Source organism: Acidovorax sp. FW305-C-20-28, from assembly GCF_058783375.1.
The window spans coordinates 119,960-145,222 of sequence record NZ_JBYSYM010000017.1 but is presented as its reverse complement, the minus strand read 5'-3'; the positions used below and the strand labels follow the sequence as shown (position 1 = coordinate 145,222).

Sequence of the window (25,263 nt, the reverse complement as noted above, 5' to 3'; positions counted from 1 at the left end):
GCCACGTTGCGTTCAAGGCCCCCTCCCCGAGGGCAGAGCATGGGGTGTTCGCCGCCCGGGCGGGTAGGGGCTGCTGTGGCCCATGGACCGACAGTAGCGCCAGGGCGCGGAGTGTGCGCGGGCAAATGTCACGAAACCGCGGGCCGGGCGGGGGCCGCTCGCCCACCCCGGCCCAACCCGATTGACAGCCCCGTGCCGCAGGCGCAATGTGCACCTGTCACGTGCGGTCTTGCGCCCTGCCCCGCGCGCTCCATGCTCCAATGGCTGCGCAGCCGCCCGGGCCCACGGCACACGTGCAGCGGGCAGTCCACGGCACAAGCCATGCAAGGGGCAGGACCATGACGACCGAACACGACAGCAGCAGCACCACCGCCACCAGCACCACCACGCCCCATGGCGCGCACAGCGGCGCGTATGTCGGCGGCGTCTTCGCGCCCTGGCCGGCGGCACGCGTGCAGGTGGCCGACGGGGCCGTGACGGTCGACTTCCTGGGCCAGTACCGCTTTGCGCCCGGCGACGTGCTCACCGCCGAGGCCGTGGGCGCCCTGCCCTGGCTGACCACGGGCGTGCGCATCCACCACCACCGTGCGGACTACCCCGAGGTGTTCGTGCTGTACTGCAGCAGTGCGCGCGCCCGCAGCGCGCTGCTGCAGGCGCTGCGCGACGCCGGCTTCACCACCGGCCGCCCGGCCGTGCCCACGCCCGCGCGCGGCTTTCCCGTGCGCACCAAGGCCCTGGTCGCGGCCCTGCTGGCCTGGAACCTGGTGTTCGTCATGGGCAAGCTGCCCGCCGGCATCGACGGCGCCCCCGTGCACAGCGAACTGGAGCAGGCCTTCTACGCCCTGCTGGCGCCCGTGCTGGTGCTGCTCGTCACCGCGCTCGCACCGCGCTCGCGGCGCATCCAGCGCTTTCTGCTGCGCGCCGGCCGGCAGCTCGGCGAGATCCGTGGCGCCCTGCGCCTGCTGCAGGCCATCGCCGCAATCGCGCTGGCGGTGGAGGCGACACAGTTGCTGGCGCAGTGAATGAAGGCGCGCGGGTGCGCACCGCCCCCCGGGCTGCGCCTTGCCTTACGGGCTTGAGGGGCGGGGTGCTGGCCTGGCAACCACGGAGCAATGGGAAAAAGCCGCGCTTTTTTGGCACATGGCCATCAGCGCATGGATTTCGAATTGCATGGCGCCATCGGCCAGTTGCTGCCTGGTCAATTCGCCGTTGAGGACGCGAAACTTCCCGGTCGTCACGCACCCCCTGTCGGTGTCCCACCGGCCGCGGCCACTGGCCGTGTCGCCACACCAGCCCAGCGTGACCACGGCCTGCTCGCCGCTGGGGGTCCTCTGCACAAACTGGGCCGTGAGCCGCTCCCGGTCCAAGCTCACATCGACCGCGACGGGGCAATGGTTCGACTCTGCCCCCACGCACGACAGGGACAGCTCGCCCGCCTGTGCGAGCACGGGGAGGCACAGCGCCAGAACGGCCATGGTGGGTTTCATCGGGTTCTCCAGAAGTCGAAGAATGGGCCATCAACGCCGTGGCCTGCAAGGGTAGCAGCAACCCATGCGGCCTGGGCCGGCATTGGCGACGGCCTCGCCCCCCAAACGGGTGATGGATGCGCCGGGCCCTTCACCCCCGCCTGAATGCCTTGCTCCATGCCCACCGGCAGGCAGCCTTCAACCGGTGCGCGGCTCAATTGCACAGGGCCTTGCGCAAGAGCGCACCCTGAACGTGACCCCAGTCACCGTGCCGCGCCGTCCTTCGCGCCCACAATGGACCTTGATCCGCGGCCCCGCGCGCGGCTGCATGCAGCCGGATGAGGGCCACCGGCATGGCAAGAAAAAAGCTTGCCTTGCCGATGACAAAAAAAGGCACCAGAGAGGTTCATGTGAATGACTGTTTAGAACCCTGCATTCCGCAGGGCAGCCGCCGCATGGCGGCATCGAAACCACCATGGCGCTGTGTTCGCCGCCAGAGCGTGCCCGTTCGCCTTGCGGCGGGTCTTGCGGGGCGGTGCGGCGCCGCCTGCCGCCCATGGCCTGAAAGCCGCCTGTGACCTCGGCGCCATGCACCCCGGCCAGCGCCGCTGCGCCCACCCACGTGGGCAACCAGGTCCGCAGCAGCAGCAAGAGCAGCCGGTTTCTGGCCACCCGGTTCACCTGGTTTGCCGCGGCCTTTGTCGTCGCCTGCCTGGTGATGCAGATGATCCCGGCGTTCCAGTCGCCCGACGAAATTCTGCATTTGCTGCGGGCCGACATGATTGCCCATGGCCAGCCGGTGCTGGTGCGTGAGGAGCCGGACTCCCCGGGCAGCACCGGCGGGCAGGTCGATGGGCGGTTTCTGCAGTTTGCGCTGTGGGCGCAAAAGCTCATCGGGCCGCAGCGGGACCGCAGCATCCAGCCCGAAGCCTTCATGCGCGAGGCGGACAAGCACGACTGGCTGGACCAGGAAGCCTTTGTCCACGCGGCGGGCACGGGCTACTACGCGCCGCTGATCTACGCGCCCCATGCCCTGGGCCTGAAGCTGAGCCGAGCGCTGGATGCGACGCTGGGGCACAGCTACAAGATGACCCGGATCCTGGTGACCCTGGTGGTGTTCGGCGTGGCCTTCTGGGCCTGGCAGATCTGGCGGCCGTCCCTGCCCGTGCTGGCCCTGCTGCTCATGCCGATGACCCTGTTCCAGGTCGTCTCGCCCACCATCGACGGGCTGTGCTTTGCCCTGGCCTTGCTGGTGCTGTCGCTGTTTTTTCTGCAGTGGCATGCGCCCGGCCGGGTGACGCCCTGGCACCGCGGCGCGTTCTGCCTGGCGATCTTCATGCTGGTGACCTCGCGCACCAACCTGCTGCCGCTGTTGCTGCTGCCCTGGCTGCTGGCCGCCCGGCACCGGGCGTGGCGCCAGGTGCCGGCCGCCATCGCCCTGGTGGCCGCCAGCGTGGGCTGGACGCTGTACGGCCTGCTCACCACCTACGACGACCGCGTGCAACGGGCGTTCACGTCCAGCCAGATCATCGGCTTTTACCTGCAAGACCCGCTGCAGTTGCTGGGCCTGGTGGGCAAGACGCTCGCCCACCCGGACCAGGGCTACCTCATCCTCTACACCTTCATCGGCCACCTGGGCTGGGCCGACGCCCCCATCCCCCGCTACGCCATGCTGGCCATTGTGGGCGGCCTGGCACTGGCGGCGGCCCTGTCCGTGGGGGGCACGCGGTTTGAACGGCGCGACGCGCTGCTGCGCGGGGCCCTGGTCTGCATGGGCCTTGGCAGCGCCCTGCTGGCCTTCGCTGCCCTGGCGGTGACGTGGAACCCCTACCCCACCGACCTCCTCCGGGGGATCCATGGGCGCTACTTCATCATCCCCGCCATGTTTGCCGCCGCCGCCCTCGGGTCGGTGAAGGCCGGGCCAGAGGACCGCGCGGCGCCGGCCCGTGCCGCCCCCTGGGCCCATGGCTTCACGCTGGTGTACGCCGCGTTTTGCCTGTTCGCGCTGGTGGTCACGCTGCAGGACCGCTATGGCATGGACCCGTTCCAGGGCCTGCTCCAGGGCTTGTTCCGGGCGCTCGGGTCGCCCCTGCTGCACCGGGTGGTGGACTTCTAGTGTGCGGTCCCGCAAACAAGTGGCACTCAAACCGCGTCCTTCTCACCATGGCTGCGTTGCAAATCCTCGCGATAGCACCGGCTATCGCTGCGGTTTGCGCCTTGCCATGGCGCGAAATCCATCGGTTTTAGTTGTGCCACCTATCTGCGGGACAGCACACTAGCGCGGCCTGCGCACGCGCAACGGAGCAGCGGCCTGGCCCGCCGGCCCGGGGGTGGCGCTGATCCACCAGGCCTGGGCCGCAATCGGCGTGCCCTTGGCGGTGCTGCGCGGCCCCAGGTCCAGGCGCCAGTGGCCCGGCGGGCCGGCGGCGAGCTGGCCGCTGCCCAGCGTGAGGTCGGCGAACTCGACCAGCACCGCATCGCCCGCCTGCCAGTGCGCAAAGTCGGCGGCCGCGGGGCCGGCCAGGCGCACGCCCGGGTAGAGGTGGCTGGCGCCGGCCGTGAGCTGCCGCAGCATGGCCATCGGTGCCGGTGGCCGTGCCCGTTCAGCGCTCGCCCAGGGCGTCGGCCACGATGCGCATCGTGGTGGCGATGTGCTCGCGCGTGAGCGCCTCGGCCCGGTCGCCATCGCGCTGCTCCAGCGCCGCAAGAATCTCGTGGTGCTCGGTGGCGGAATGGGCCAGCTGGTCTTTGGCAAAGATCACCGGCAGGCGCAGGCTCCAGTACTGGAACTGCGTGCGCTCGTGCTGCTCGACGAAGTAGGCATTGCCCGACAGGGCCACCACGCGGCGGTGGAAGATCTGGTTGAGCCGGTTCACCTCGCTGCGCGAGACGGCTTCGGCCGCGTCCATGGCCACGAGGATCTGGCGCAGCTCCTGCAGCGCCTCGGCCGGGGCCCGCTCGGCCGCCAGCCGCGTGGCATAGCCTTCGATGGCCATGCGGCTCTCGAAGATGCTGCGCACCGCCAGCGGCGCCCCGGTGCCCACCACCCAGCCGCGGCTGCGGCTGACCAGGCCCTCGCCCTGCAGGCGCAGCAAGGCCTCGCGCACGGGGGTGCGGCCGGCCGAGAGCAGCGCGCAGAGGTCGTCTTCCACCAGGCGCTCACCGGGTTTGAGCTCGTGCGACAGGATGCGGTCACGCAGTTGCTGGTGAACGTCCAGGGTGATCGGCGCCGTGCCGGGGGGGTGCAGGGTCATGGGGTTCCCAATGTGGCGGACGGAGGTGGCGAGCGGAATTGGCAAGCTAAATTCAGGCGGTGCGGCGCACTTCGAGCACCACGCCGGCCCCGGCGCGCGTGTCGAAATACGTGAAGCCGGAGCGGTCGGCCCGGCGCCCGCGGGCGGTGGGCAGCACGCCGGCCTGCCGCGCGTGGGCCTCGGCCTCGTCGCAGTCGGCCACCTCGAAGCCCAGGTGGTAGACGCCTTCGCCATGCGCGTCCAGAAAACGGCGCTGGGGCGAGTCTAGCAAGGACGGCTGGCACAGCTGCAGCTGAAAGTTGGCGAGGTCAAGGCATTTGTAGCGCATGCTGTCGGAGGCCGCCTGGTTCGGCACCTCGAAGGCCACATAGGGCTGGCCCTTGGGGTAGTCGAACCAGGGGCCCATGCCCAGGCGTTCGTAGTAGGCGACGGCCTGCTCCAGGTCGTGCACGACGATGCAGACATGGTGCAGGTGGTGGAAGGGGTGGTGGTTCATGCCGCAATCTTTCGGGAGGTCAGTGGGAGAGGTGATGGGAGAGGAACTGGCGGCCGCGCTCGCTCGCCGGGGCCTCGAAGAAGCGCCGCGCCGGCAGCACGTCCTCGGCGATCTCGCCGTTCACCATGAACAGCACGCGGTCGGCAAAGTCGCGCGCCAGGGCCATCTCGTGCGTGGCCATCACCATGGTGATGCCGTCCTCGGCAAGCTGGCGGATCACGGCGATGACCTCCTGGGCCAGCTCGGGGTCGAGGGCGCTGGTGGGCTCGTCGAGCAGCATCACCGAGGGCTGCATGGCCAGCGCGCGTGCAATCGCCACGCGCTGCTGCTGCCCGCCCGAGAGCTGGTGCGGATAGGCCTGCGCCTTGTCGGTCAGGCCCACGCGCTGCAGCAGGGCCAGGGCCTGCTCGCGCGCCTCGGCGCGGGGCCGGCGCAGCACGTGCAGCGGGCCGGACATCACGTTGTCCAGCACGCACAGGTGGCGAAACAGGTTGAAGCTCTGGAACACCATGCCGGTGCGGCGCCGCTGCAGGCTGATCTCGTGGTCGCTCAGCTCGTGCAGCGCATCGCCGCGCTGGCGGTAGCCCACGAGCGCGCCATCGACGGTGATGGTGCCGCCGTCGATGGTCTCCAGGTGGTTCACGCAGCGCAGCAGCGTGGACTTGCCGGCGCCCGAAGGGCCGAGCACGGCCACCACCTGGCCGCGCGGGATCTGCGCGCTGACATTGCGCAGCACGCACTGCGCGCCGCGGTACTTGGTCACGTCCGCCAGTTCGATGGCGTGGGGGAGCGTCTGGGACATGGTGCCTCGCCTAGCGGTGGGGAAAGAGTTTTTCAAGCGCGGTCTGCAGCGCCGTGGCAAAGGCCGTCATCACCAGGTACCAGAAGCCCGCCACGGCCAGCAGCTCGACCACGTGGAAGTTGGCCGCATAGATGTCGGTGGAGATGCGCAGCAGCTCCAGGTAGCCGATGGCCGAGGCCAGCGAGGTGGACTTGAGCAGCAGGATGTACTGGTTGCCCGCGGCCGGCACGATGATGCGCGCGGCCTGCGGGATCACCACCTTGCGCATGAGCAGGCCGTGCGACATGCCGATGGCGCGGGCCGCGTCGCGCTGGCCGTTGTCCACGGCCAGAAAGCCGCCGTGGATGATCTCGGCCATGTACGCGCCCTCGGCCAGGCTCAGCCCGATCAGCGCCGCCACATGGGGCGTGATGACCGAGGTCATCGGCGCATCGAGCAGCACCCAGCTGGTGAACGGGATGGCGATGTGCAGCTGCGAGAACATGATGGGAAACGCGTTGAACCAGAAGATCAGCTGGATCAGCATGGGCGTGCCGCGAAACAGGTAGATGTAGGTCGAGGCGAAGGCCGTGAGGATGGGGTTGCCGCTCACGCGCATCAGCGCCGCCACCAGCCCGACCAGGCCGGCCAGCAGCAGGGCCGTGGTGCCCAGCATCAGCGAGTTGACGGCGCCTTCCAGCACCAGGCGGCTGAACAGGTATTCCAGAAAGATCGACGCCTTGAGCACCTGGGCCTTCATGGCGGCATGCAGCAAGGTGGCCAGGGCGGCCAGCACCAGGGCGGCAAAGATCCAGGGGCCCCAGGGGCGGCGGTGCACCACGCGGCGCGGGCGCGCCGTGGCGGATGGGGAGGACGGAGGGGTGGCGAAGGTCACACGAAGGTTCCGGTCGGGGCTCGGTGGAGGGGTGGCGCTGGGGCAACGCGGGGGCGGCGCGGACCGCCCCCGGGGGCTTATTTATTGCGCTTGGAAGCCGGCAGGTTGACGCTGATGGCTGGCAAAGCCGCACCACCCACGCCCCATTTGTCGAGCAGCTTCTTGTAGCTGCCGTCGTCCAGCATGGACTGGGTGGCCTTTTGCACCGCATCGCGCAGGGCGGTGCGGTTCTTGGCGAAGCCCCAGGAGGTGATGTACTGCGTGAGCATGTAGTTGCCGCCGACGATGCGGTAGCGGCCCTCGAACTGCTGGCCCATGTACACCAGGGCCGGGAAGTCGCCCAGGTAGCCGTCCACACGGCGCAGGTCCAGCTGCATGCGCGCGTCGGGCGCCGAGGGCAGCTGCTCCGCGCGGATGGCCGGCTTGCCGGCCTTCACGCAGCGCTCGGAGGCCGCTTCCACCTGCGCCATGATGACCCGGCTGCCCAGCAGCGTGGCCACGCCCTTGCCGCAGAAGTCGTCGATGGTGTCGAGCCGCTCCTTGTTGGCCGCCAGCGCCAGGATGCTGCCGCCCGAGAACAGGTAGTTCACGAAGTCCACCTTCTGCTCGCGCTCCTCGGTGTCGCTGATGCCGCCCGAGGCCAGGTCGAAGCGGTCGGCTTCCAGGCCGGGGATCAGCGCCGAGTACTCGGCCTGCACGAACTCGAGCCGCAGCCCCAGGCGCTGCGCCACCTCGGCCAGCAGGTCGCGGCTGGCGCCGGTGACCTCGCTCTTGCCCGGCTCGCGGAACTCGATGGGCGGAAAGGTCTGCTGCGAGCCCACCCGGAGCACGCCGCGCGCCTTGATCTCCGCCGGCAGCTCCGCGGCCAGGGGCCGGGCCGCCTGGGCCTGGGCCAGGAGTGGAATGGCGGCCGCCAGCATGAGCAGGCCGCTGCAAAAGGGTCGCTTCAGGAAACGCATGGAGAGGTCCTTTGTGGTACGCGCAGGGGGGTGGGCGGCGGCTCAGCGGCTTTCGGCGGACTTGCCCGGAATGGCCGAGGGGTTGGGGCGGTCGGCGCGCGGGCAAGGTGCCGCGGCGTCGAACGTCGCCTGCACCGAGGCGATGTACGCGGCCGGGAATTGCCAGGCCGCCAGGCCCGTGGGGATGTGCTCCCAGTAGAAGTTGGGCGGGCGCATGGCCATGCCGGGCTTGGACAGGCGGTAGGTCCAGCAGTCGTAGGCCTTGCCGTCCTCGCCGTGCACGGTGAGGAAGAAGCGCTCGAAGTCGTCGTAGTCCTCGTTGAGCTGGTGGGGCTCGTGCTCGAACACCACGCCCAGGGCGTTGTGGCCCACGGCGTCCGATACGCCGTTCAGGTGGCACCAGCCGCGGTCGCTGCGCTCGCTGGCGGCATGGAACTGCAGGCGGTGGTTGGCCGCATGGGCCTTGGTGATGGCTTTGGTGGTGGGCCAGTAGCGGCGGATCTCGGGGTCGTTGAGCCAGGTGCAGTAGGCAAAGTAGTAGAGCATGGGTCGCTTTCTTTCAGCAGGGAAGATGCCTCTTGCGAGGCGGTGGGTTGGATCGGTATATCTCTTCGTATATGTTGATCGCAAGACCTGTGCCAGTGCGGCCACATGGGTGGCAGTCGGTCTGCGTCACGCACATTTCATTCGTATACGAGAAGATATACGAAGAAGAAAAACCCAGCCCCGGTGTTTTCCCGAAGCGCTGCACCCGCGGTGCCGCGCACCGCCCTGGGTCAGCGGCGCACGCTTTCGGCGCGGCGCCGCGCGCGGCTGGTGCAGCCCGCCCGGGGGTGCGCCGGCCCGGCCCGGCTCAAGCGAGCTGCAGCAGCGCCTGGCCGTCGCCGCCCTGCATCTGCTGCTCGCGCGCGGTGGCCAGCAGCTCCTTGCGGGTGTTGTCGATGTGCTCTTCGAGCAGCGCCACCACCTTGCCCACGTCGCGCGCGCGGCAGGCGGCCACCAGTTGGTAGTGGTCGGACTGCGGCTTGTCCTTGCCCGTGGCCTTGGACATGGCCAGGTGGGTGTAGCGGTCGGTGTTCAGGCAGTACTCCTCGATCAGCCGCTTGAGGCGCATGTTGTTGGCCGGGGCCGACAGCGCCAGGTGGAACTGGCGGTTGTACTCGGCCCAGTCGCTGACCACGTCGGAACGGCTGTAGTCGTCCAGGATGCGCTCCATGGCCTCGAAGTCGCGCTCCACCATGTTGGGCACGGCCAGGCGCGCGGCGTGGCATTCCAGCGCCACGCGGATGTCCAGCAGCTCGCAGATCTGCTGCACGTTCATGCCCGCCACCACGGCGCCGCGGTTCAGGTGGTGCACCACCAGGCCTTCCGATTCGAGCTGGCGCAGCGCCTCGCGCACGGGGATGCGGCTGGCGTTGAACTGCGTGGCCAGCGCGTCCTGGCGCAACTGGTGGCCGGCCGGGAGCTTGCCGCCCAGGATGTCGTGGCGCAGCGCGTCGCGAATGACCTGGTGCAACGCAAGCGGTTTGGGGGTGCGGGATCTCATGGCGCTATTGGATCAGAACTTGGGGTGCGGCTGCACACGCCATTGTCATATTGGATCCGTATGTATAGAATTGGATCCAATCGATGATTTGTTGGATCTTAAGCAAGTCGAATTGGTTTCAAAGAAGTGGTGTTTGGCTACTTTTTTGGAAGAAAAGGCGGGGCGCCTGCCCCCCCAGGGCCGATTCGCGCGGGCGCTCCTTCAGGCATCCCCCTGCACCCCGTGCATCCGGCGCGAGCCGGCATCCCTTCAGCGACTACCTACTTACCTACCTACGGAGCCTCCATGTCCATGAAATTTCGAACCCTCCGAGCGCCCATGGCGTTCGCCTTCAGCCTGGCCGTCGGCGCACATGCGCTGGCGCAGGACACCGTGCAGATGGGCGCCGTGCTCTCGCTCACGGGCGCCAACGCCACGGTGGGCGAAGACGTGCGCCGCGCGGTCGCCCTGGCGGTGGACAAGGTGAACGCCGACGGCGGCGTGCTGGGCAAGAAGTTCAGCGTGGTCGTGGAAGACTCGGGCGGCAACGCCACCACGGCGCTGAACGCGGCGCGCAAGCTGGTCAGCGTGGACAAGGTGCCCGTGGTGATCGGCGAGTACTCCTCGGGCATCACCCTGCCCATGGCGCAGTACCTGGTGAAGGAGGGCGTGGCCCACATCAACATCGCCAGCACCAGCGTGAAGATCCGCGAGCTGGGCGCCAGCTCGTTCAACCTGATCGGCCTGGAGGACAAGGGCAACCAGTTCTCCTCGAAGGACGTGTGGGACCTGGGCTACCGCAACGTGGCCATGGTGGCGCCCAACAATGCCTACGGCCAGGGCGTGGTGCACGGCTTCAAGCAGGAGTTCGAGAAGCTCGGCGGCAAGGTCGTGACCGAGGTGCTGTACACCGCCGGCCAGTCCACCTACCGGCGCGAGCTGCAGCAGATGTCGCGCAGCAACCCCGACGCCTACATCTACACCGCCTACGGCCAGGAATCGGCCGTGATCAACCGCGAGGCCCTGGAGCTGGGCCTGCGCAGCAAGCCCTGGTACGCGATCCTGATCTCGATGAGCCTGTCCGACACCGCGCCCGAGATCGCCAAGGGCCAGCTGGGCATGGAGGTGGGCTCGGTCTACGGCGCCGCGGGCAAGGCCTATGCCGACGCCTTTGCCGCCAAGTACAAGGAGGGCATGAAGACCTCGTACACCGGCTACGCCTACGACGCCGTGCTCATGACGGCCGCCGCGATGAACAAGGCCAGGTCCACCGACACCGCCGCCGTGCAGGCCGCGCTCAAGGAGCTGGGCAAGGGCGGCTATGTGGGCGTGACCGGCCCCATCGTCTTCGACGCCGAGCGCCAGCGCACCGACCCGCCCTACGCCAAGCTCAAGTACGACGGCAAGGTCGTGCCGCGCTGATCGCTTTGGAGCGGCGAACAAAACTCTTCTGGCGTCGTTGCCGCGTCTTGTCGTACTGACCGTACTGCCTGCAAGAAGAAATCTGATGTGCAGCGCCTAGCCAGAACCGCTTCGCTGAGTTTTGTTCTCCGCTCTGAGCCCCCACGCCGCGCCCCTGAACGGGCGCGGCATCCCCTGATGCCCGGCCCGCCGCGCCATGGTGCGCGCGCGGCCGGCTCCACCGATCCGTTTCCATGCTCCAACTTCTCTTCGACACGCTGTTGCGTGCCTCGGACCTGGCGCTCGTCGCGCTGGGCCTGAGCACCGTCTACGGCCTGGTCAAGTTCCCCAACATCGCGCATGTGCAGTACGCCATGCTGGGCGCCTACGCCACCCATGCCCTGTTCGCCTGGGGGCTGCCGCTGCCGCTGGCGATCACCATCGCCTGCGGCCTCACGGGCCTGCTCACGCTGATGCTGCACCTGCTGGTGTTCCGCCGCCTGCTGCGCTCGGGCCCGGCCATCGCCATGATCGGCTCGCTCGCCGTGGCCATGCTGGTCGTGGCCGGCGCGCAGGGCGTGGCGGGCTCGTTCCCGCGCATGTTCAACCTGCCGATCACCGAGCCCGTGGTGCTGGGCGGCGTGCGCCTGTCGCACACGCAGATCGCCGCCATGGCCACCACCGCCGTGCTGCTGGCGCTGTTCACGCTGCTGCTGTTCTGCACGCGCACCGGTCGCGCCATGCGGGCGCTGTCGACCAACCCGGCGCTGGCCGCGGCCTCGGGCCTGAATGCCGAGGGCATCACGCGCCTGGTCAATTTTGCGAGTGGCGCCATCGCCGGCCTGGGCGGCAGCCTGCTGGCCCTGTCGACCGGTGCCCACATCAACCTGGGCCACGACCTGCTGCTGCCGGTGTTTGCCGCCGCCATCCTGGGTGGCCTGGGCAACCCGCTGGGCGCGGTGGCCGGTGCGGCGCTGATCGCGCTGACCGAGACCCTGGTCACCAACCTGAACTTCGGCTGGCTGGTGGGCAAGCCGCTGGCCTTCCTGCCGATTGCCTACCTCAGCGCCGGCGCGTTCCTGATCCTGCTGCTGGCCCTGCTCTTCAAGCCCTACGGCCTGTTCGACCGCGAGGTGCGCCGTGTTTGACTTCCTGATCTCCACCGCCACCATCGCCGGCATCTACGGCCTGATGGCCCTGGGCCTGAACCTGCAGGCGGGCTATGCCGGCCTGCTCAACTTCGGCCACATCGCGTTCGCCGGCATCGGCGCCTATGCCACGGGCATCGCCGTGCAGGCCGGCTGGTCGCCGCTGGCCGGCGCGGGCTGCGGCGTGCTCGTGGCCATGCTGCTGGGCTGGTGCATCGCGCGCCTGGGCCGCCAGCTCGGCTCGGACTACTGGGGCATCGCCACCCTGGCCATCGCCGAGATTTTGCGCACCGTGGCCACCAACGAGGACTGGCTCACCGGCGGGGCCAATGGCATCAGCGCCATCCCGGCGCTGTTCGACGGGCTGGGCCGGCCCTGGAGCGCGCTGGCCTTCCTGGCCCTGGTGCTGGCGCTGGTGGCCGCGTGCGCGCTGCTGCTGCGGCGCCTGGCCAATGGCCGCTTCGGGCGCGCCCTGCGCCTGGCGCGCGAGGAGCCGCAGCTGGCGGTCTGCATGGGCTACGACCTGCTCTCGCTCAAGAGCCGGGCCCTCATGGCCGGCGCCGCCGTCACCGCGCTGGCGGGCTCGCTGTACGCGCACTACATGAGCTTTGCGGGGCCGGACTACATGGTGGCCTCCGAGACCTTCTTGCTGTGGACCATGCTGATGATCGGCGGCATGGGCAACACCGCCGGCGTGCTCTGCGGTGTGGTGCTGGTGCAGGGCGCCTATGCCCTGGTGCCCTTTGCCAAGGACTACTTCCACTTCAGCTCCGACCTGGCCGGCGCGCTGCGCCTGGGCCTCATCGGCCTGATCCTGCTGGCCTGCCTGCTGTGGCGCAGCGAGGGCCTGGTGCCCGAGAAGCTGCGAAAGATGCCATGACGACCCGTACCGCACCCATGAATGCATTCCTTGAAGTCCGCTCCGTTGCCAAGGCCTTCGGCGGCAACCAGGTCCTGTCGGACGTGAACCTGCAGATCGCGCAGTGCGAGATCGTCGGCCTGCTCGGGCCCAACGGCTCGGGCAAGAGCACGCTGCTCAATGCCATCACCGGCTTCACGCCGGTGGATGCGGGCAGCGTGCACTTCGACGGCGCCGCCATCGAGCGGCTGGCCGCGCACCGCATCGTGCGCACCGGCATGGCGCGCACCTTCCAGTTGCCCTCCATGCCCACCAAGATGTCGGTGATGGAGGTGGCCATGGCCGCCGCCACGGCGCACCACGGGGTTTGGGACACGCTGCTCAACACGCCCGGTGCGCGCCAGGCCGAGGGCGATGCGCGCGAGCGCGCCACACAGCTGCTGCACGAGCTGCTGCTGACCCCTGTGCGCGACCTTCCGGCCTCGGCCCTGTCGGGCGGGCAGAAAAAGCTCCTGGGCATTGTCTGCGCGCTCATGGCGCGGCCGCGCATGCTGCTGCTGGACGAGCCCACCGCCGGCGTGCACCCCAACCTGCGCCGCGACATCGTGGCCGCGCTGCAGCGGCTCAACGCCCAGGGCATGACCCTGGTGATCGTGGAGCACGACATGCACTTCATCCGCGAGGTCTGCACGCGCTGCGTGGTGCTCGACCGCGGCGAGATCGTCGCCAGCTGCCGCCCCGACGAGCTGGCCCGCAACGAGCGCGTGCTGCAGGCCTACCTGGGCACTGCGGCGGCCACCACCACCCCATCCACCCCTTCGGCTGTGGAGGCCGCATGATTGACATCGACAACGTCGTGGCCGGCTACTCGGCCGAGATCGACATCCTGCGCGGCATGAGCCTGCAGGCCCGGGGCGCGGAGATCGTGACCCTGCTGGGGCCCAACGGCTGCGGCAAGAGCACGCTGCTCAAGACCATCGCCGGCTACCTGCTGCCGCGCAGCGGGCGCATCACGCTGCGCGGCGAGGATGTCTCGCAGATCCCCGTGCACCGCAAGATCCGCCACTGCGGCCTGGGCTTCGTGCCGCAGACGGACAACGTCTTCAGCGCGCTGACCATCCGCGAGAACCTGCAGGTGGGCGGCCACTACCTGCCCAAGGCCGAGTGCGCGCGGCGCATGGACGAGCTGTGCGCGCTCTACCCGGTGCTGGCGCGCAAGCTGGATGCGCGCGCGGCGTCGATGTCGGGCGGCGAGCGGCAGATCCTGGCGCTGGCGCGCGCGCTGATGCCGCGCCCCGGCATCCTGCTGCTCGACGAACCGTCCGCCGGCCTCTCGCCCAAGGTGCTGCACGAGGTGTTCGACGCCATCGTGCATGTGCGCAACCAGGAGCGCGTGACCATCCTCATGGTGGAGCAGAACGCCATGGAGGCGCTGCGCATCTCCGACCGCGCCTACGTGCTCTCCATGGGCGCGGTGGCGCTCACCGGCGAGGCCGGCGCGCTGATACGCGACGAGAAGGTGCGCGAGCTCTACCTGGGCGGCCGCGCCCACTGAAGTGAAACACCCCCTGAGTCGCTTCGCGCCTTCCCCCTCTCTCATATTGCTTCGCAATCTGGGAGGGGGACGCTCCCGGTGCGGCGGGGCGGCCCTTGCACGGGAGCACTGGCTTGGGCCGCGCCAGCTTCATGCGTCACGGGTGGCGCGCAGCGCAATGAATAACCGATACGGATTCGCCTTCAACCGTCTAACGTCGTTGGTCCGCCTTGAATCCGTATGAGCCGCTGCACTTCGCCATCCCCCTCTGTTCTTGTCCGTTTGCGCTTCAAGGAGTTGCCCATGCTGCTTGCCCGTCTCTCCATCCAGGTCCTGCTGTGGGCGCTGACGCCCGCGGGGCTGCATGCCCAGGCCTCCCTTGCGCCCATCCAGCTGGGCACGACGGCGCCATTCAGCGGCGCCTTTGCCGAGTACGGGCAGGAGTACCGCAAGGGCGCCGACGCCTGCCTGGCCAGCATCAACGCCGCTGGTGGCGTGCGCGGGCGGCCGGTGGCCATCCACTACCTCGACGATGGCTACGAGCCCGAGCGCGCGGTGGCGAATGCGCGCACGCTGGCGGCCAAGGGCATCGCCGCCTTCGTGAACCTGGTGGGCACGGGCTCGCTGCAGGCGCTGCAGCCGGTGCTGGCGGAACTCAAGGTGCCGGTGGTCGGTGTCTCCAGCGGCGCCGACCTGCTGCGCCAGGAGTCGCTGCCCGGCAGCCGCTGGGTGTTCCACACCAAGGCCGGCAATGGCGACGAGTTCGAGGGCTTTGCGCGCATCCTGCCCACCATCGGCATGGACAGGGTGGCCCTGGTCTACCAGGACAACCCTTTCGGCCGCGCCGGGCTCGACAGCGCGCGCAAGGCCTTTGCGGGCCGCCAGCCCGCGGAGATCCAGCTCGGTGCTCTGCCGGAGACGGTGGCCCAGGTGCAGCGCGCGCAGCCCCATGCCGTGGTGCTGATCGCCGCGGGCCAGGCAGCGCCCGCCTTCATCGCGGCCTACCAGGGCGCCGCCGGCCCGGGCGCGCGTGTGGCGGTGCTCAATGTGGTGGGCGGCCGCGTGCTGACCGACCGGCTGCAGCACAAGGTGGCCGGCATCATGACTTCCATGCTCTACCCCAGCCCCTGGAACGGCGCGCGCCGCGTGGTGCGCGACTACCAGGCCAGCCTGGCCCGCGCGGGCGACGCCAGCCCCTCGCTGCTGAGCCTGGAGGGCTGCATCAACCTGCGCTTTGCCGTGGAGGCCCTGCGTGCCGCCGGCGACGACCCATCGCCTGCCGGGGTGCGCAAGGCGCTGGAGCGCGGCCTGGGCGTGGACCTCGGCGACTTCACCCTGGCCTTGCCAGCGGGCCGGCAGGTGGCCTCGCGCTACACCTCGCTGGGCATCTACCGCAGCAATGGCCGGGTGATGGAGTGATGCGCAGCCGCCGCCAACGCCTTCCACAAACACAACCACAACAACACCCCCCGCTTTCCATGTCCCTCCCCACTACCGTTTCCCTTCCCACCATCGCCTTCATGGGCGGCGGCAACATGGCCAGCGCCATCATCGGCGGCCTGGTGCGCCAGGGCCACCCCGCAAGCCAGATCGAGGTCGTCGAGCCCTGGGCGCCCGCGCGCGAGGCCCTGCATGCCCAGTACGGCATCGCGGCGCTGCCCGAGGCCGGCCCGGCGCTGCAGCGCGCGCGCACCGTGGTCTGGGCCGTCAAGCCCCAGGCCTTCGAGGGCGCCGCCGCCCAGGCCCGCGCCCACACCCAGGGCGCCCTGCACCTGAGCGTGGCCGCCGGCATCCGCTCCGAGCGCATCGCCCAGTGGCTCGCCAGCGAGCGCGTGGTGCGCACCATGCCCAACACCCCGGCCATCGTGGGCAAGGGCATGAGCGCGCTGTACGCGCGCCCCGCCGTGTCGGCCAGCGAACGCCAGGAGGTCCAGGCCATCATGGCGAGCACCGGCGAGCTGCTCTGGGTGGAGCGCGAAGAGCAGCTCGATGCCGTCACCGCGCTGTCGGGCTCGGGCCCGGCCTACGTGTTCTACTTCCTCGAAGCCATGGCGCGCGCGGGCACCGCCATGGGCCTGTCGGCCGAGCAGGCCCACCAGCTCGCCGTGGGCACCTTCGTGGGCGCCTCCGAACTGGCACGCAGCTCGCACGAGGCCCCCGCCACCCTGCGCGAGCGGGTCACCTCCAAGGGCGGCACCACCTCGGCGGCCCTGCAGTCCCTGGAGCAGGACGGCGTGGCCGAAAAATTCGAACGCGCCATGTGGGCAGCCCGCCAGCGCGCGCACGAGCTGGGCGAGGGCTGAGTGGGGCATGGGCGCACGCTGGCCCCAGAGCCCATCTGGATGTCGGCCCCGCCCAGGGTCGGCGCCGGACAGGCCCCAACCGGCTGTTGAAGTTCACCCCCCTGAAACCAGGCCTCCCGATGCATCAAGCGGCGCGCACCTTGGGCCTTGGCGGCGCAGGCCGCGCACGAAATCGGCGATCGCCGCACCCACCTCATCCGCCGCGGTCTCCTGGATGTAGTGACCGCCTTTGACCACCACCTCGGTCTGGTGGGGCCAGGTTCTGGCGATGTCGTACAGGCGATTGCTCAGCAGATAGCCGGGCTCGGCCCGGATGAGCAGCTTGGGGACCTCGCTCTGGCCAAGCCAGCGCGCATAGTCCTCAGCGATCTTCACGGTGTGCGCAGGCTGGCCTTGGATCGGCAAGTCGAACGAGATCAGGGGCCTGCGGCCCTCACCGGGTTGCAGAAAGGGAGCGCGGTAATGCGCCTTCTCCACCTCGGAGAATTCACGCGCGCCGAGCAGAAACCCTTCGAGAAAGTCCAGGCCCTGCAAACTGGCTTCCAGTCCTTGGGGCGTCAGGTTCCTGATCTGCGCCTGCACGCTCTCGGGAAAGTCGGATACGAGCAGCGGGGCGACGATGGATTCCATGTAGGCAATGCCCTGGACGCGGCCGCTGTGCTGCCTCGCCCAGTCGAAACCGAACATCGAGCCCGTGTCGTGCAGCACCAGGATCACCTCGTTGCCAAGGTCCAGAGCCTCCCACAGGCCGTGCAGGTACTTGCGCTGCGCTTCGAAGCTGTAGCGCGATGCGCCAAGTGCCGGATCGAGCTTCTCGGAATCGCCCATTCCCATGAAGTCCGCAGCGATCAAGCGCCCCTGTCCCTGGAGGTGCCGCATCACATTGCGCCACAGGTAGGAAGACGCCGGGTTGCCGTGCTGGAAGATGATGGGTGCACCTTCGCCTTCATCGATGTAGGCCATCCTGTGCCCATGGATGTCGAGGTACTTCTTCGCTGCCAACGGCTGCTCCGAGAACTTGGCGTGAAACTGGCTCATTCGGGTCTCCCATCGATTCGCAGGGGGTGCGCCTGAGCGCAGGCGCGCTGAAACGGTTCGGTGCAACGGTCGATCACCGTAGACGGGCCGCAGGCCTTGTTCACGAGGCGGTCAATGCCACCCCACGTTGGGTCGGTCATGGGAATCTCCGTTACTTCTGGGGCATCTGGATCGCCACCCCTGCTGGTACAGGTGCATACGGCGATTGCATTTCGCGGGCGGCGTTCTGTGTCGCGAAGGACGCGACCAGCAACAGGAGCCCGGCCGCTGCGGGAACGGCGCCCTGGGGCTTGCGAACACCCAGGTGCGCCAGGCCGGACAAGACCAGGTGAAAGAGCATGCCGGCGTATGCGAGATCGCTGAGCGCCACGTTGAAGTGCCACAGGATCGCCAGCGGCCCCAGCAGCTTGATGGCGATCATGAATGGCACGAGCAGCGGGGCTGAGTAGCCCAATTCCGCCTGCGCCTTGCGGACGAACTCGCCTTTGGCGATGTACATGGCTGCAGAGGCGAAATAAAGCAGCGAGAGGAGAGCGGTGGACGCCCAGTAGAGGGTGGTAGGAGCCATGGCGTGGTGCTGATTGGCATGAAGTTGGACACGCAGCGAGGATGTCACCTATGATGAATATTGAAAAGTAGGATGAAAAAGTGATGGCTAGTACGAAAAACCATACCAATGACGGCGCCGGAATCAACATGCACGAGGAAATGCGCCGCGCGTTCGCCCTGCTTTCGGGCAAATGGAAGCTGGAAATCATGTGGCTGCTCAACCAGCGGATCTACCGCTTTGGGGAACTGCGCAAGGCCATTCCGGGCATCACCCAGCACATGCTGACCGCACAGTTGCGCGAGCTGGAGGCCGATGGACTGGTATCGCGCACCGTGTTTGCAGAGGTACCGCCGCGCGTGGAATACGAGATGACGCAAAAGGCCCGCGGACTGGGGCCGACGATGAAGGCGCTGATGGACTGGTGGACCGAGTACGGGCACAGCGTGCCGGCAAAGGCGGCTGGGCGTGGCCGGGCACCATCATCGCCCGCCGCATCCAAGAAGCGGTGACCATTGCCGCCGCCGCCGCCGCCGCAGCAGCAGCGCAGGCACGCTGTCAGTATCCGTTCGCGGCGGGCCTTGCCCATCCAGGCCGGCCCGCCCCGGAGGAAGTCAGGTCGTCAGGTCACTCGTGAACCGCTGTAGCGCAACGCCTTCACCACCAGCGAGAAGGCGGGCGACGGTTGGCGCTTGCTGGGGTAATACAGGTGGTAGCCGGCGAACTTGGGGCACCAGTCCTGGAGCACGCGCACCAGCCGCCCGGATTCGATGTGCTGTGTCAACTCATCTTCGGGCAGCAGAGAAATGCCCAGGCCGGCCAGCGCCGCGTCGACCTGTGGAGGGGCAGTGTTGAAGATCAGCGGTCCGTCAACGCGGACGTTCATTTTTCTGCCGCGCTTCTCGAAATCCCAGACATACAGCCCACCCGAAGTCGGCATGCGCTGGTTGATGCACTGGTGCTTGAGGAGGTCCGCCGGCGTCTTGGGAAGGGGGTTGGCTGCGAAGTACGCGGGGGAGGCGACCACCGCCATTTGCAGCGGCGGACCGATGGGCACGGCGATCATGTCGTTGTCGATGGTGTTGCCCAACCGCACACCCGCGTCGAAGCGGTCTGCCACGATGTCCCGAAAGCCATAGTCCACGTCGAACTCCAGCTTGATCTCGGGGTACTCGCGCAGCAATGGCGTGAGCTTGGGCAGCAGCACCGTGTGCAGCACGTTGTCGCCGCAGGTGATGCGCACGGTGCCTGCGGGCTTGTCGCGCAGCTCCGTGAGCGCATCGAGTTCCGCCTCGATTTCCGCAAAGCGGTGCCCGATGGCCTTCATGAGCCGCTCGCCGGCGGCTGTCGGCGCGACACTGCGGGTGGTGCGCGCCAGCAAGCGGATCTGCAGCCCCTCCTCCAGCCCGCGGATGGCCTGGCTGAGGGCGGACTGGGTGACCCCCAGCGTGCCTGCGGCGCGCGTGAAGCTGCCCTCCCGCGCGACCGTCACAAAGGCCAGCAGGTCGTTGAAATTGCGCCGTGGCATCGCCTTCTTCCTCCATCCATCACTTTGTCGCTTTGCTAATAAATGTATTAAGCATTCATTACCTAGTCAACAGCCGGCCTGATCGGCACACTTGCTGGCAAGCCTGCGGGCCACAGCGCAAGCGTCCGCGGCGCACCACCAGCACAAGGAAATCAGGCCATGACCCATCCAGCAGACCACACCCGTATCCCAGCCCTCGGGCAAGCCGACCCGGGCTCCGAGCGGCGCGAGTTTCTCAGAATCGCCGGCACCAGCGCAGCGGTGGTCGGCATGCTGTCGACGGCGAGCGGCGCGGCATTCGCCGCAGCGCCGAAGATGGGCACGGTGCTACCCACCGGTGCCGACAATTTCTACACGAGCAACCAGGTCGTCGTGCAGTCAGTCAGCTTCAATAACCAGTACCAGATGACCGTGGCCGGGACCATGTTCGTACCCAGCACGCTGGACCGCAAGAAGCGCACCCCGGCGATCATCGTCGGCCATCCCATGGGGGCGGTGAAGGAGCAAAGCGCCAATCTGTACGCCACCAAAATGGCCGAACGCGGCTTCGTGACCCTGTCGCTGGATCTGGCGTTCTGGGGTGGCAGCGAAGGCCGGCCGCGCAATGCGGTGTCGCCCGACATGTATGCCGAGACCTTCAGCGCCGGTGTCGACTTCCTGGGCAGTCAGGCCTTCGTGGACCGGCAGCAGATCGGCGCCATCGGCGTGTGCGGCAGCGGCAGCTTCGTGATCAGCGCAGCCAAGATCGACCCGCGCCTGAAGGCCGTTGCCACCGTCAGCATGTACGACATGGGGGCTGCCAACCGCAATGCGCTCAACCACTCGCAGACGCTCGCGCAGCGCAAGCAGATCATTGCCGCGGCCGCAGCGCAGCGCGACGTGGAGTTCAGCGGCGGCGCAGTGCAGTACACCGGCGGCACGGTGCTCAGGCTGAACGCGGACACGCACCCCATCCAGCGCGAATTCTTCGACTTCTACCGCACCCCGCGCGGCCAGTTCACGCCCATAGGGGCATCGCCGCAGACCACGACCATGCCCACGCTGGCCAGCAACGTGAAGTTCATGAACTTCTACCCGTTCAACGACATCGAGACCATCTCGCCCCGGCCGCTGCTGTTCATCACCGGCGACCAGGCCCACTCCAGGGAGTTCAGCGAAGACGCCTACCAACGCGCTGCCGAGCCCAAGGAGCTGCACTACGTGCCTGGTGCCGGCCATGTGGACCTGTACGACCGGGTGACCCTGATTCCATGGGACAAGCTGGCGTCGTTCTTCGGACGCCACCTCGCCAAGGCACAGGCCTGATGAACGCACCCACCACTGCCGTGACTGCCGAAAGCGCGATAGCCCCGGGCAGCAGGGCTTTGCCTGCGCACTGGGGCGGGGTCTTCGCGATGGCGCTGTGCGTGTTCGCACTGATCGCGTCGGAGTTCATGCCCGTGAGCCTGCTCACGCCGATGGCATCGGACCTGCGCGTCACGGAAGGCATGGCTGGACAGGGCATCGCCCTCTCGGGCGCCTGTGCGGTGCTCGCCAGCCTGGCGATTGCGGCGATCGCAGCACGGATCGACCGCAAGGCGCTGCTGCTCGCGTTGACGGCGATGATGTGCCTTTCCGGTGCGGTCGTCGGCCTTGCACCGAACTACGCCACGTACCTGGCAGGCCGGGCGCTCATCGGCGTGGTGGTCGGCGGCTTCTGGTCCCTGTCGGCCGCCACCGCCATGCAGCTCGTTCCGCCGTCCGGGGTACCTCGCGCGCTGGCCATCTTCAACGGGGGAAACGCGCTGGCAACGGTCATCGCTGCGCCGCTGGGCAGCTACCTCGCATCCATCGTGGGCTGGCGGGGCGCTTTCCTCAGCCTGGTGCCCATTGCCGCGCTCGCATTCGCCTGGCAGTGGGTCAGCCTGCCCACCATGCCTCCCTTGCCGCGCGCAGGTTCCAGCAACAACGTGTTCAGACTTTTCAAGAACCGGGCGGTCGTGCTGGGCATGCTGGCGGTGGGCACCTTCTTCATGGGGCAGTTCGCGCTGTTCACCTACCTGCGGCCGTTCCTCGAAGCGGTGACCCGGGTCGATGTGCCGATGCTCTCCTTCATGCTGCTCGCGCTCGGCATCGCGGGCTTCGCCGGCACCCTGTTCATCGGGCGATTCCTGAACGCAGCCTTCCATGGCACCCTGGCGACCATCCCGGTGCTGATGGCCGCCATCGCAGTGCTGCTCACTGCCCTGGGCGGCTCCGTGTCCGCCACGGCGTTGCTCCTGGGGCTGTGGGGCCTGGTGGCCACCGCCGCCCCGGTCGGCTGGTGGACATGGATCGCGCAGACCCTGCCCCAGGACGCCGAGGCAGGGGGCGGGCTGATGGTGGCGGTGGTGCAGCTCTCCATTGCACTGGGCTCCACCGCCGGCGGGCTGCTGTTCGATGCCAGCGGCTATCGGGCGACCTTCCTCTTGAGCGCCGCACTGCTCCTGGTTGGCGCATTCCTCGTGGTCTTGACGGCGCGTGCAGCCCACGCGAAACCCCCATGGCGCAATACCGTCCCTTGAGCACCCCCAGGGCGAAAACCCATCACGCCTCCCAGTTGCGTGGCGCGTGCCTGGTCACCGCACTCCTGGTGTTCGGCTACAACCACGCTGCTGGACAGGCGCGACCCGGCGCGCCCCTGGCAAGCCAGGCAGACGCGGCATTGGCATCCGGCACTTCCAAGGCAACCCGCATGCAGCTTTCCGTCGGCAGCCGCCGTTTCACACTCACGGTGGCCGATACCGATGCCGCTCGCGCATTCGTCAGCCAGTTGCCGCTGACGCTGGACATGCCCGACCTCAACGGCAATGAGAAGCACGCCCGGCTGCCCAAGGCACTGCCCGCCAACGCAATGCGACCGGGCACGATCAGCAACGGCGACCTCATGCTGTACGGATCGGACACCCTGGTCCTTTTCTACCTGGGCTTCGAGTCTGCGTATGCGTACACCCGCCTTGGCCGCGTGGACGACCCGGACGGACTGGCGCAGGCGCTCGGCCAGGGCAGCGCCCGCATCACATTCTCGCGGGAGTGACGCCTCTCCATCGCGCGGCCGGGTTGGGCGAAGGTTGAGTGGGGGATCGGCAGGAGGGCGCTAGCATAGCGGCCATCGGCGCGAAGCGGACGCTGCGCGGAGCGCACTGCAGTCCGAGGGAGTGGGGGAGCACACCGGATGATTGGCCTCATTGTTCTTGTTTTGGCGGGCACCTGGCTCTTCCTGGCGGGCCGCGTGGCCCGCAAGGTGGCCCACGTCCTGCTGCCCGGGCGATTCGCTGCCACCGGGACGGTGCTGCTCTTTCCATGCGTCGTTGGCCTGCCGTTTCTGGATGAATTCATCGGCCGATGGCAATTCAACGCGCTGTGCGAACGTGAGGCCAAGGTCTGGGTCGCGCCCGACGCACAGCAGGTCGTGGCCGCGCGGTCTGGCGACTCGACAAGCCGCGCGCGGACGGGATTCATCATCCCCATCAGCGAGCAGCCCATCACCTATTTCGATGCGGTGACTGGCAAGCCGTTCTACACGGCGAAGGCATTCCATACCCCTGGCGGCGCCATCATGCGGGCCGGCCTGAACCTGGGCAGCGACTCGTCATGCTGGCCGAAGAACTGGACGACGCGCGAGAACGGGCTGGACATCGACGCCCTGCTCCAGCGGGGCAAGGCCTTGCAGGGCCACGGCGCCCGCCCGTGAGCCCATGGGGAATGGCCGCTGATCGCTCCCCTCCGCAGCGCCTGGCCCCACCCTCCTGCGGCCCTGGGTGGGCCGCCTGAAGTCGCTGACCGAGCGCAGGCGCGAACGGCCCCGGGGCAAGACAAGACAAGACAAGGCAATGCAGGCCGGTGCCGGCGCCCCGCAGACAGGCCCACCTGGTCCACAATCCCACCCGAGGGAGCTCTCCAGGCATGGCATTCGAATCGACCACACCGGCCGCGCTGGCGGCCGGGCACGAAGGCGCGCCCGACGTGGCGCGCCAGCAGCAACAACAACAACAACAGCGACAACGGCGGCGCGGCCGTATCCGCACGGCCGTCACGGTTGTTGCCGTGCTCGGCCTGGGCATGGCCGCGGCGGTCTGGCAGGTGCATGCCGGGGGCCACGGCAGCGCTGGCATGGTGCTGCTCTCGGACTGGCTGGGCCAAGGGCTGGCGTATGGCCTGGTCGCCTACGCCCTCCTGCACTTCTCGCGCAAGGCGCCGCCTGGCCTTGCGGCCGTGGTGGCCTGCCTGGTCATCGTGGGCACGGTGAACTACCAGGCCCATCGCGCAGTCAGCCTGGACCGGCAGGCCATCGCTTCGCTGGCCAGGTCTGCCCCGCTGCTCACCAAGATCCAGTCCGGGGCGATCGTCACCGAGCAGGAGGTGCGCGCCGCCGACGTCGGGATGCTGGAGCCGCTCATCCTGGCGCAGGCCGCCTACTCGCGCGAGCTGATCGCCCATGCCGAGGCCTTCCAGAAGGCGGTCTCGGCACTGCAGACCGGGCAGATGCTGACACCCGCGTCGCTGGCGTCGCCCGGCCTGCGCGCCCAGACCCGCATCCGGCTCGTGCGCTGGCGCCAGGCCATGGCCGAGTACAAGACCGGGGTCCACGCGGCCACGGCCCGCGGCAAGCTCGGCGTGCAGGCGGCCCAGGTGCAGATGCCGGCCGCCATGGCAGGATCGCCGGCCCAGGGCTTCGACGCCTGGACCGCCGAGCTCGGCGCATTCATCGACACCCTGGAGGCGTCCGAGACCAAGGCGATGGGGAAGATCGCGGCCATCCTCGACCTGATGGACGCCCAACCGCGTGGCTACTTCCTGGACCCGGGGCCCCCGGCGGACCTGGTGTTCCGGGAGCAGGCGATGCTGGACAGCTACCGCGCACTCGTGGGCGCGGTCGTCGCGGCCGGCCAGCGTGAGCAGGAGGCCAAGGCCCTTCTGGACAAGGCCCAGTCGGAGCGGGCGGACAAGCTCACGGGCCTGCTCAAGCGCTGAGCATTGCCCGCGCAAGGCATCACCAACCCGCCGCCCCGATGGCCAAGAAACACAAGCCCGCACTGCCCACCACGGTGCTGCCCGCCCACCCCGACCTCTGGTCGGCCAGCAGCCAGCGGTCGTACGCATACGAGTCCTCGAACTACCACCAGTACACCGACCGCCCCTACACTTGCCGGCGCTGCGGGCAGGCGGCGGTGTTCACCGCGCTGCAGCAGCGCATTGCCTACGAAGAGCGCAAGGCCCACATCTGGCAGGACCGGGTGCTGTGTGCCGCGTGCTTTGCCACGCGCATGCAGATCGAGGCCGAACTGCGCGCCTGCGCGCAGCGCTGGCAGGCCGAGCGCGCCGCATGCCAGGCCGACACGCCGTTTCTGCTGTGCTGGCTGGGCCTGCTGCAGCAGCATGTGGAGTACGGCGGGCGCCGGGACGAGGGAAACACGCACCTGCTGCGGGCCCTGCTGCAGGACGGCGAGGGCGGCTGACACGGGGACGAGGCCGTGGGCATGCCCTCGCGGGGGGGGGGGGGGGGAGGGA

At 68.6% G+C, this 25,263-nt stretch carries 28 protein-coding genes; 16 read left to right on the top strand and 12 right to left on the bottom strand.

Going from position 1 to position 25,263, the window contains the following annotated elements:
• Positions 1 to 338: 338 nt before the first annotated feature.
• Positions 339 to 1,022 carry a hypothetical protein gene (locus tag AC3WOH_RS19935; protein WP_492231059.1) on the top strand — a complete coding sequence of 228 codons (684 nt, stop codon included), beginning with the start codon at positions 339 to 341 and terminating at the stop codon, positions 1,020 to 1,022.
• A gap of 45 nt (positions 1,023 to 1,067) precedes the next feature.
• Here the strand turns inward: AC3WOH_RS19935 and AC3WOH_RS19930 are convergent, their stop codons facing one another.
• Entirely contained in the window at positions 1,068 to 1,487 is a 420-nt protein-coding gene (locus tag AC3WOH_RS19930; protein WP_492231058.1) for a hypothetical protein, read from the bottom strand.
• 553 nt (positions 1,488 to 2,040) lie between these two features.
• Here AC3WOH_RS19930 and AC3WOH_RS19925 point away from each other — a divergent pair.
• Positions 2,041 to 3,582 carry a DUF2142 domain-containing protein gene (locus tag AC3WOH_RS19925; protein ID WP_492231057.1) on the top strand — a complete coding sequence of 514 codons (1,542 nt, stop codon included), beginning with the start codon at positions 2,041 to 2,043 and terminating at the stop codon, positions 3,580 to 3,582.
• A 159-nt stretch (positions 3,583 to 3,741) separates the two neighbouring features.
• Here AC3WOH_RS19925 and AC3WOH_RS19920 read toward each other — a convergent pair whose 3' ends face one another.
• The 8 genes from AC3WOH_RS19920 to AC3WOH_RS19885 form a co-directional block, all read right to left on the bottom strand.
• A complete protein-coding gene (locus AC3WOH_RS19920) occupies positions 3,742 to 4,041 on the bottom strand; it encodes a hypothetical protein (protein ID WP_492231056.1) in 300 nt (99 codons plus the stop codon).
• 28 nt (positions 4,042 to 4,069) lie between these two features.
• Positions 4,070 to 4,720: a GntR family transcriptional regulator gene (locus AC3WOH_RS19915; protein ID WP_492231055.1), complete on the bottom strand. Its 651-nt coding sequence runs from the start codon at positions 4,718 to 4,720 to the stop codon at positions 4,070 to 4,072.
• A gap of 52 nt (positions 4,721 to 4,772) precedes the next feature.
• Positions 4,773 to 5,216 carry a VOC family protein gene (locus AC3WOH_RS19910; protein WP_492231054.1) on the bottom strand — a complete coding sequence of 148 codons (444 nt, stop codon included), beginning with the start codon at positions 5,214 to 5,216 and terminating at the stop codon, positions 4,773 to 4,775.
• A 19-nt stretch (positions 5,217 to 5,235) separates the two neighbouring features.
• Positions 5,236 to 6,018 (bottom strand): amino acid ABC transporter ATP-binding protein, encoded by a 783-nt coding sequence (locus tag AC3WOH_RS19905; RefSeq protein ID WP_492231053.1) that lies wholly within the window; start codon positions 6,016 to 6,018, stop codon positions 5,236 to 5,238.
• Between the two features lie 10 nt (positions 6,019 to 6,028).
• On the bottom strand, positions 6,029 to 6,892 hold the full coding sequence (locus AC3WOH_RS19900) for an amino acid ABC transporter permease (protein ID WP_492231052.1): 864 nt from the start codon (positions 6,890 to 6,892) through the stop codon (positions 6,029 to 6,031).
• 77 nt (positions 6,893 to 6,969) lie between these two features.
• Positions 6,970 to 7,851 (bottom strand): ABC transporter substrate-binding protein, encoded by an 882-nt coding sequence (locus AC3WOH_RS19895; RefSeq protein WP_492231051.1) that lies wholly within the window; start codon positions 7,849 to 7,851, stop codon positions 6,970 to 6,972.
• A gap of 42 nt (positions 7,852 to 7,893) precedes the next feature.
• Entirely contained in the window at positions 7,894 to 8,397 is a 504-nt protein-coding gene (locus AC3WOH_RS19890; RefSeq protein WP_492231050.1) for a gamma-glutamylcyclotransferase family protein, read from the bottom strand.
• A 307-nt stretch (positions 8,398 to 8,704) separates the two neighbouring features.
• Positions 8,705 to 9,397, bottom strand: coding sequence for a GntR family transcriptional regulator (locus tag AC3WOH_RS19885; RefSeq protein ID WP_492231049.1), 693 nt, complete (start codon positions 9,395 to 9,397; stop codon positions 8,705 to 8,707).
• Positions 9,398 to 9,688: 291 nt separating this feature from the next.
• On the opposite strand from AC3WOH_RS19885, the gene AC3WOH_RS19880 reads away from it, so the two are divergent.
• The 7 genes from AC3WOH_RS19880 to proC all read left to right on the top strand — a co-directional run bounded on the left by AC3WOH_RS19880 (position 9,689) and on the right by proC (position 16,621).
• Complete coding sequence (locus AC3WOH_RS19880) at positions 9,689 to 10,798, top strand: ABC transporter substrate-binding protein (RefSeq protein ID WP_492231048.1); 1,110 nt, start codon at positions 9,689 to 9,691, stop codon at positions 10,796 to 10,798.
• A 233-nt stretch (positions 10,799 to 11,031) separates the two neighbouring features.
• Positions 11,032 to 11,925 (top strand): branched-chain amino acid ABC transporter permease, encoded by an 894-nt coding sequence (locus AC3WOH_RS19875; RefSeq protein WP_492231047.1) that lies wholly within the window; start codon positions 11,032 to 11,034, stop codon positions 11,923 to 11,925.
• A complete protein-coding gene (locus AC3WOH_RS19870) occupies positions 11,918 to 12,805 on the top strand; it encodes a branched-chain amino acid ABC transporter permease (RefSeq protein ID WP_492231046.1) in 888 nt (295 codons plus the stop codon). The genes AC3WOH_RS19875 and AC3WOH_RS19870 overlap by 8 nt, the downstream gene beginning before the upstream one ends.
• Before the next feature lie 17 nt (positions 12,806 to 12,822).
• A complete protein-coding gene (locus AC3WOH_RS19865; RefSeq protein WP_492231045.1) occupies positions 12,823 to 13,623 on the top strand; it encodes an ABC transporter ATP-binding protein in 801 nt (266 codons plus the stop codon).
• Positions 13,620 to 14,339 carry an ABC transporter ATP-binding protein gene (locus tag AC3WOH_RS19860; protein ID WP_492231044.1) on the top strand — a complete coding sequence of 240 codons (720 nt, stop codon included), beginning with the start codon at positions 13,620 to 13,622 and terminating at the stop codon, positions 14,337 to 14,339. Before AC3WOH_RS19865 ends, AC3WOH_RS19860 begins: the two co-directional genes overlap by 4 nt.
• A 282-nt stretch (positions 14,340 to 14,621) precedes the next feature.
• Positions 14,622 to 15,737, top strand: a complete 1,116-nt coding sequence (locus AC3WOH_RS19855; protein WP_492231043.1) for an ABC transporter substrate-binding protein — start codon at positions 14,622 to 14,624, stop codon at positions 15,735 to 15,737.
• Positions 15,738 to 15,796: 59 nt separating this feature from the next.
• Positions 15,797 to 16,621 carry a pyrroline-5-carboxylate reductase gene (gene proC / locus AC3WOH_RS19850; protein ID WP_492231042.1) on the top strand — a complete coding sequence of 275 codons (825 nt, stop codon included), beginning with the start codon at positions 15,797 to 15,799 and terminating at the stop codon, positions 16,619 to 16,621.
• A gap of 93 nt (positions 16,622 to 16,714) precedes the next feature.
• Here the strand turns inward: proC and AC3WOH_RS19845 are convergent, their stop codons facing one another.
• Both AC3WOH_RS19845 and AC3WOH_RS19840 read right to left on the bottom strand, forming a co-directional pair.
• Positions 16,715 to 17,659: a haloalkane dehalogenase gene (locus tag AC3WOH_RS19845; protein WP_492231041.1), complete on the bottom strand. Its 945-nt coding sequence runs from the start codon at positions 17,657 to 17,659 to the stop codon at positions 16,715 to 16,717.
• Between the two features lie 151 nt (positions 17,660 to 17,810).
• On the bottom strand, positions 17,811 to 18,227 hold the full coding sequence (locus AC3WOH_RS19840) for a DoxX family protein (protein WP_492231040.1): 417 nt from the start codon (positions 18,225 to 18,227) through the stop codon (positions 17,811 to 17,813).
• Between the two features lie 83 nt (positions 18,228 to 18,310).
• On the opposite strand from AC3WOH_RS19840, the gene AC3WOH_RS19835 reads away from it, so the two are divergent.
• The gene (locus AC3WOH_RS19835) at positions 18,311 to 18,718 is read left to right on the top strand and encodes a winged helix-turn-helix transcriptional regulator (protein WP_492231083.1); all 408 of its coding nucleotides are present in this window, start codon (positions 18,311 to 18,313) and stop codon (positions 18,716 to 18,718) included.
• 110 nt (positions 18,719 to 18,828) lie between these two features.
• Here the strand turns inward: AC3WOH_RS19835 and AC3WOH_RS19830 are convergent, their stop codons facing one another.
• Entirely contained in the window at positions 18,829 to 19,734 is a 906-nt protein-coding gene (locus AC3WOH_RS19830) for a LysR family transcriptional regulator (protein ID WP_492231039.1), read from the bottom strand.
• A gap of 315 nt (positions 19,735 to 20,049) precedes the next feature.
• Here AC3WOH_RS19830 and AC3WOH_RS19825 point away from each other — a divergent pair, with 315 nt between their 5' ends.
• The 6 genes from AC3WOH_RS19825 (at position 20,050) to AC3WOH_RS19800 (ending at position 25,211) form a co-directional block, all read left to right on the top strand.
• Positions 20,050 to 21,039 carry an alpha/beta hydrolase gene (locus AC3WOH_RS19825; protein WP_492231082.1) on the top strand — a complete coding sequence of 330 codons (990 nt, stop codon included), beginning with the start codon at positions 20,050 to 20,052 and terminating at the stop codon, positions 21,037 to 21,039.
• A gap of 89 nt (positions 21,040 to 21,128) precedes the next feature.
• The gene (locus AC3WOH_RS19820) at positions 21,129 to 22,277 is read left to right on the top strand and encodes an MFS transporter (protein WP_492231081.1); all 1,149 of its coding nucleotides are present in this window, start codon (positions 21,129 to 21,131) and stop codon (positions 22,275 to 22,277) included.
• Positions 22,256 to 22,789, top strand: a complete 534-nt coding sequence (locus AC3WOH_RS19815; RefSeq protein ID WP_492231038.1) for a cyclophilin-like fold protein — start codon at positions 22,256 to 22,258, stop codon at positions 22,787 to 22,789. Before AC3WOH_RS19820 ends, AC3WOH_RS19815 begins: the two co-directional genes overlap by 22 nt.
• Before the next feature lie 138 nt (positions 22,790 to 22,927).
• Complete coding sequence (locus AC3WOH_RS19810; protein WP_492231037.1) at positions 22,928 to 23,446, top strand: hypothetical protein; 519 nt, start codon at positions 22,928 to 22,930, stop codon at positions 23,444 to 23,446.
• A gap of 212 nt (positions 23,447 to 23,658) precedes the next feature.
• Positions 23,659 to 24,726 (top strand): hypothetical protein, encoded by a 1,068-nt coding sequence (locus tag AC3WOH_RS19805; RefSeq protein WP_492231036.1) that lies wholly within the window; start codon positions 23,659 to 23,661, stop codon positions 24,724 to 24,726.
• Positions 24,727 to 24,764: 38 nt separating this feature from the next.
• The gene (locus tag AC3WOH_RS19800; protein ID WP_492231035.1) at positions 24,765 to 25,211 is read left to right on the top strand and encodes a zinc-ribbon domain containing protein; all 447 of its coding nucleotides are present in this window, start codon (positions 24,765 to 24,767) and stop codon (positions 25,209 to 25,211) included.
• Positions 25,212 to 25,263: the final 52 nt, after the last annotated feature.